The 6,000-nt window shown below is 68.5% G+C and carries 4 protein-coding genes and 1 pseudogene; 1 reads left to right on the forward strand and 4 read right to left on the reverse strand.

What is annotated here, in order from left to right:
- Positions 1-30 precede the first annotated feature (30 nt).
- Both gltA and gltX read right to left on the reverse strand, forming a co-directional pair.
- Positions 31-1,332 (reverse strand): citrate synthase, encoded by a 1,302-nt coding sequence (gene gltA, locus Q0581_RS08145; protein ID WP_298699270.1) that lies wholly within the window; start codon positions 1,330-1,332, stop codon positions 31-33.
- A 66-nt stretch (positions 1,333-1,398) separates the two neighbouring features.
- Entirely contained in the window at positions 1,399-2,814 is a 1,416-nt protein-coding gene (gene gltX, locus Q0581_RS08150; protein WP_298699272.1) for a glutamate--tRNA ligase, read from the reverse strand.
- Between gltX and Q0581_RS08155 the strand changes: the two genes are divergently transcribed.
- Entirely contained in the window at positions 2,813-4,987 is a 2,175-nt protein-coding gene (locus Q0581_RS08155; protein WP_298699274.1) for a ComEC/Rec2 family competence protein, read from the forward strand. The genes gltX and Q0581_RS08155 overlap by 2 nt on opposite strands.
- On the opposite strand, the gene lexA is transcribed toward Q0581_RS08155, so the two are convergent.
- Together lexA and Q0581_RS08165 are read right to left on the reverse strand one after the other, a co-directional pair.
- The gene (gene lexA / locus Q0581_RS08160; protein WP_298699276.1) at positions 4,968-5,648 is read right to left on the reverse strand and encodes a transcriptional repressor LexA; all 681 of its coding nucleotides are present in this window, start codon (positions 5,646-5,648) and stop codon (positions 4,968-4,970) included. The genes Q0581_RS08155 and lexA overlap by 20 nt on opposite strands.
- A gap of 97 nt (positions 5,649-5,745) precedes the next feature.
- Positions 5,746-6,000 (reverse strand): annotated as a pseudogene (locus Q0581_RS08165) (indole-3-glycerol-phosphate synthase TrpC); the annotation flags it as partial.

Below are 6,000 nucleotides of genomic sequence, written 5' to 3' on the forward strand. Positions count from 1 at the left end.
CCGGCGTTTCCATTATCGGTGATCCGCCGATTAGCCCCGCGACTGGATCGGCACGTAGTCGCGCTCGGTCGGGCCGGTGTACAGCTGGCGCGGGCGGCCGATCTTTTGCGACGGGTCGGCCATCATCTCCTGCCACTGGGCGATCCAGCCCACGGTGCGGGCCAGGGCGAACAGCACGGTGAACATGCTGGTCGGGAAGCCCATGGCCGACAGGGTGATGCCCGAATAGAAGTCGACGTTCGGGAACAGCTTGCGCTCGATGAAATATTCGTCGTTCAGCGCGACCTTCTCCAGCTCCTTGGCGACTTGGAACAGGGGGTCGTTCGGGTCGCCCACGGCGTCCAGCACCTCATAGGCCGACTGCTGCATCACCTTGGCGCGCGGATCGTAGTTCTTGTAGACCCGGTGACCAAAGCCCATCAGCTTGTATTTCTTGGCCTTCACGCCCTCGATGAACTCGGGGATGCGCTCGGGCGTGCCGATCTCCTTCAGCATGGTCAGCGCCTCTTCGTTGGCCCCGCCGTGCGACGGGCCCCACAGGCAGGCGATTCCGGCGGCGATACAGGCGAACGGATTGGCGCCCGACGAACCGGCCAGGCGCACGGTCGAGGTCGAGGCGTTCTGTTCGTGGTCGGCGTGCAGAATGAAAATCCGGTCCATGGCGCGGGCCAGGACCGGATTGACGACATAGTCCTCGGCCGGAACGGCGAAGCACATGCGCAGGAAATTCTCGGAGTAATTCAGGTCGTTGCGCGGCGACACGAAGGGCTGGCCGATATGGTACTTGAACGCGCGGGCCGCGATGGTCGGCATCTTGGCGATCAGGCGGATGGCCGAGATGTTACGCTGGACCGGATCATGGATGTCCAGGCTGTCGTGATAGAAGGCCGACAGGGCGCCGACCGTGCCGACCATGATGGCCATCGGGTGCGCGTCGCGGCGGAAACCCTCGAAGAAGCGGTCGAACTGCGAATGCAGCATGGTGTGCATGGTGATCGAGCGCTCGAACGCCTCATATTCCGAGGCGGTCGGCAGTTCGCCGTGCAGCAGCAGGTGGCAGACCTCGACGAAATTCGACTTGGACGCCAGCTGGTCGATCGGATAGCCGCGATGCAGCAGAACGCCCTGATCGCCGTCGATGAAGGTCAGGCCCGACTCGCAGGCGGCGGTCGAGGTGAAGCCCGGGTCGAAGGTGAAGGCGTCGGTTGCGCCGTACAGTTTGCGGATGTCGATCACGTCCGGGCCGGTGGTGCCCTTCATGACCGGCAATTCCACCGACTTGTCGGCGTAATTCAGCGTGGCGGTTCCGGCGGATTTCGCTTGTTCAGTCATCAATGCCCCTGATGTTCGGGCCGGCCGCGGGGAGGCGACGGCGGAAGGATCGTTAAAGCGTGACGGTCAAATAGTCTGTTGCAGCGCATCATCCAAGCGCCCGAGGCTCTCTTCACGCCCCAGTGATGCCAAAGTCCGCGCAATATCGGGCGACGGGGCCCCGCCGGTCAGGGCCGCGCGCATCGGCGGGCCGATCTTGCCGAAGCCCACGGCTTCCTCTTCCGCAAAGGCCTTCAGCTCGGCCTCCAGGGCGAAAACGTCCCACGACTGGAACAGACCCAGCCGGTCACGCAGGCGCTTCAGCCGATCCAGCGTCTCACCCGCCAGCAGGCCGCGCCCCTTGTCGTCGATGGCTAGGGGCCGCGCCTTCAGCACGAATTCCGACTGGTCCGCCAGCTCCAGCGTGGTCTTGGCCCGGTCTTTCAGGAAGGGCATGGCGCGCAGCAGCCGCGCCTCGTCATCGGCCTGAAGCGTCCGGCCGCGGCCCAGGTGAACATCCAGCGCCGCCTTGGCCAGGCGGTCGTCGTCGGCCAGGCGCAGCCAGTGGGCGTTGACGTGGGCCAGCTTGTCGAAATCCAGCCGCGCCGGCGCCTTGCCCACGCCCGACAGGTCGAACCAGGCCTGCGCCTGTTCGTCGCTGAACAGTTCGTCGTCGCCGTGCGCCCAGCCCAGACGGGCCAGATAGTTGCGCATGGCCTCGGGCAGATAGCCCAAGTCGGCGTATTCATGCACCGCCTGGGCGCCGTGCCGTTTCGACAGCTTGGCCCCGTCCGGGCCGTGGATCAGCGGAATGTGCGCGAACGTCGGTCGGGTCCAGCCCAGGGCGTCATAGATCAGGCTCTGCCGCGCGGCGTTGTTCAAATGGTCGTCGCCGCGAATGACGTGGGTCACGCCCATGTCGTGATCATCGACCACCACCGCCAGATTATAGGTCGGCGCCCCGTCCGAGCGCAGCAGCACCAGATCGTCCAGGGCGGCGGAGTCCCAGCTGACCGATCCCTGCACCGCGTCGTCCACCGTCACCGTGATCGGATGCGGCCGGCGAAAGCGGACGGTGTGCGGCAAGGCCAGGTCATCGACCGTGGGGGTGCGGTCGCGCCAGGGGGATTCGAAGCTGCGGCCCTCGGCCTTGGCCGCGTCGCGCAGGGCGCCGGTCTCTTCGGCCGTCAGGAAATCGCGATAGGCGTGGCCGGTTTCCAGCAGTTGGTCCACCACCTGGCGATGCCGGTCGGCGCGGCTGAACTGGAACACCGGCTCTTCGTCGGCGAACAGCTCCAGCCAGGCCAGGCCGTCGAAAATCGCCTTCACGGCGGCGTCGGTCGATCGCTCGCGATCGGTGTCCTCGACGCGGATCAGGAATTTGCCGCCATGGCGCCGCGCGAAAAGATGGTTGAACAACGCCGTTCTTGCCCCGCCTATGTGCAGATAGCCGGTGGGCGAGGGGGCGAAGCGGGTGACGACGGGGGCGGGAGAGGATGTCATGGGGGCGGGGTCCGATCGGGCCGCCCTTATACCGCCCGACGCGCCAAAGCCCAGCCGGTATGAACGCCTGCGCGCCTGGCTGGGCGAACAGATTGCGGATCAGACGGATCGCTGGCGGCTGTGGGCGCCCGTGGCCTTCGGCGGTGGATGCGCCGTCTATTTCGCCCTGAAGACCGAGCCGCCGTTATGGCCGCTGCTGCTGGCGGCCTTTGTCGCGGTCGGGGCCTGGATCGGTGCGCGGCGTTTCGGCCTGTCGCGGCGATGGACCCTGCCGTTCTTGATGCTGGCCTGTCTGGCGTCGGGCGTGGCGGCGGCCAAGGTGCGGACCCTGGTGGTCGCCGGTCCCGTCGCCCCGGCCATGAGCGAGCCGACGATCATCGAGGGCTGGGTGGTCGATGTGGACAGCCGGGGCGAACGTGGTGCGCGCATCGTCATCGCCCCGGTGCGGGTGCGCGACCTGGCGCCCGAGGACACGCCGATCCGGTTGCGGGCCACCGTCAAGGGCGCGCCGCCGCCGCCCGGCGCGCCGGTGCGCCTGTTCGCCATACTGAACCCGCCCCCGCCGCCGGCCGCGCCCGGCGCCTATGACTTCGGCCGCAATGCGTGGTTCGAGGGGCTGGGCGGCTCGGCCTTCGCCCTGGGTGAGACGCGACCGGCCGCCCTGGCCGATCCGCCGTGGCGACTGCGGATGGAGATGCGGGTCAACGCCGCCCGATTCGCCCTGGCCCAGGCCATCGTCGCGCGACTGGGCGAACGCACCGGCGGGGTGGCGGCGGCCATGACCACCGGCCACGAGACCTGGATCTCGCCCGAAGACCAGCAGGTGATGCGTGATTCCGGCCTGGCGCACATCCTGTCGATCTCGGGCCTGCACATGGCCATCGTCGGGGGCTTCGTCTTCTTCGCGGTGCGGCTGGGGGTGGCGCTGGTTCCGTGGCTGGCGCTGCGGGTGTCGGGCAAGAAGGTCGCCGCCTGGGCCGGGCTGATCGCGGTGGGAACCTATCTGATCGTGTCGGGCGCGCCGCCGCCGGCCGAACGGGCGGCCATCACCGCCTCCATTGCCTTTCTGGCGGTGCTGCTGGACCGCCAGGCCATCAGCATGCACGCCCTGGCGGTCGCCGCCTTCGCCGTGCTGATCCTGCAACCCGAGGCCATCGTCACGCCGGGGTTCCAGATGTCGTTCGCCGCCACCGCCGCCCTGGTGGCCTTGGCCGAGGCGTGGCCACCGCGCACGCGCGAGATTTCGGCCCCCTGGCCCATCGTCTGGACCCAGAGGCTGGCCAGCTGGCTGGGCATCGCCATCATGGCCAGCCTGGTGGCGGGGATGGCGACCGGGCCGTTCGCCATGCAGCATTTCAACCGCACCGCCGTCTATGGGTTGCTGGCCAATCTGATGACGGCGCCGGTGGCGGACTTCGTCATGCTGCCGGCCCTGGCGGTGGGCGCGGCGCTGGAGCCGCTGGGCCTGGGCGCGCCCTTCCTGTGGGTGGCGGGCAAGGGGGTCGATCTGATGCTGGCCATCGGCGGGTGGACCGCCGGCCTGCCCGGCGCGGTCAGGACCATCCCCAGCGCCCCGGCGGCGGCCCTGCCCATCGCCTTCATCGGGGTGTTGTTCCTGTGCCTGTGGCGCGGGCGGCTGCGCTGGGTGGGCCTGCCGATGGCCCTGGCCGTGCTGATCTGGCCGCGCTCTGCGGCGCCCGATGTCTGGCTGGGCGACGGCGGGACCAACGCCGCCTATCGCATCGGAGGTCAGGCCGTGGTGATGCGGCCGGGAGTGCGCCAGTTCGCGGTCGATGTCTGGTCGCGGCGGCGAGGGCTGGAAGCCGTGGATCGCCCGGCCGAGGGTTGGGCCTGCACCCGATTTTCCTGCCGTCCGACAGCCGACGACGCGGGGCCGGTCGCCCTGTGGTGGGGTCGTCGTGCGCCCACCGAGGACCAGTTGGCGAACTTGTGCGCCCAGGCGGCGGTGGTCAGCGTCCGGGCCGTGATCACACGCCTGCCGACCGCCTGCGACGGCCGTCTGGTTCTGGATGGACTGGACTACGCCCGTGGCGGGGCGGTGGAGCTGTGGCGCGAAGGGTCGGGCTGGCGCGCCCTATGGACGGCCGATACGCGCGGCGACCGCCCGTGGAGCCGCCAGGGCGATCCCGACTTCAGTGATAGCGGCGGATAAGGCCGACCAGCTTGCCCTGAACCGCCACCTGATCGGCGCCATAGATCTTGGTCTCGTAGCTGCGGTTGGCGGGCTCCAGCGCGATGGAGGCGCCCTTCTTGCGCAGGCGTTTCAGCGTGGCCTGTTCGCCCTCGACCAGGGCCACGACGATCTCGCCCGAATTGGCGTTGGCGGTGGATTTGATGATGACCATGTCGCCGTTCAGGATGCCGGCCTCGATCATGGAATCGCCCTCGATCTCAAGCAGATAGTGGTCACCCGACCCCAGCATGGCTTCGGGCACCGGATAGCGGGCGGTTTCATGCTCGATGGCGTCGATGGGGGTGCCGGCGGCGATCTTGCCCATCAGCGACAGTTCGCGCGTGTCGTTGGCCGCTTCGACCCGACCTCCCTCGATCACGTCGGGCTTGAAGCCCGCCCGGCCGCGCGGCGCGCCAGCCGTCGCCTGTTCCGGCAGCTTGGTCACCTCCAGCGCCCGCGCGCGGTGCGCCAGACGACGGATGAAGCCCCGTTCCTCTAGCGCCGTGATCAGGCGGTGGATGCCCGACTTGGACGCCAGATCCAGCGCTTCCTTCATCTCGTCGAACGAGGGGGAGACGCCCGTCTCCTTGATCCGTTCGTGGATGAACATCAGCAGTTCGTGCTGTTTGCGCGTGAGCATGGCGGCCCTCAGACGGCGAATCCGTATCGGTGAACGTAGCGGAACAAACCGCAAACGTCCAGTTCCTTGTTCCTGAGGTGTTCCGGTTAAGGAGGCGTTACCGCATCAGCGCCCGCGTCGCCGCCTCGACATCCGGCTGGCGCATCAGGCTTTCGCCGACCAGCACGGCCTGGGCGTGGGCGTCGGCCACGCGGGCCACGTCGTCGGGCGTGAAGACGCCGCTTTCGGACACCAGCAGGGCGCGCACGGGGCTGAGCATCGCCAGGCGTTCGGTGGTCTCCAGATCCACCTCGAAGGTGCGCAGCGACCGGTTGTTGATCCCGACCAGATCGGCCCCCAGGGCGCAGGCGCG

Source organism: uncultured Brevundimonas sp., from assembly GCF_937863155.1.
Lineage (GTDB): Bacteria > Pseudomonadota > Alphaproteobacteria > Caulobacterales > Caulobacteraceae > Brevundimonas.